The organism is Stenotrophomonas maltophilia group sp. RNC7 (assembly GCF_030910085.1).
GTDB classification, from domain to species: Bacteria; Pseudomonadota; Gammaproteobacteria; order Xanthomonadales; family Xanthomonadaceae; genus Stenotrophomonas; species Stenotrophomonas sepilia.
Map to the genome: position 1 here is coordinate 1 of NZ_JAVFVN010000972.1, position 301 is coordinate 301.

Annotated in this window: 1 protein-coding gene; it reads right to left on the reverse strand. The window is 47.2% G+C overall.

Features of this window, described 5'->3' with window-relative positions; genetic code table 11:
* A partial coding sequence (locus RCF13_RS25195) for a hypothetical protein (protein ID WP_308141642.1) occupies window positions 1-182 on the reverse strand: 182 nt, incomplete at its 3' end.
* Between the last annotated feature and the right edge of the window lie 119 nt (window positions 183-301).

The window sequence follows — 301 nt, forward strand, 5'->3', positions numbered from 1 at the left end:
CGTGGTGAAAACTTGGCTTGTATCGCTTGCTCAGACAGAAGTGTCGATAGCGTTGACAGCAGAGGCCTTAGTACCAGTACTGCAAATAATATTCCGAGAATCTTTGGTTGGCTTAAAACACCCTCGCGGTCAGTCTCGCCATTCAATAGGCTGTCGACAAGCATCCCAACAAATACGAACATTGCAGCATCAATAACTGCGGCGATAAGATTGACTGCGAACTGAGCGAGAAAGACCCATCGGCACTGCTTGATGAATCCGAATAAAATGGACAAACTCCGGGACGAAGCCCACTCTATTT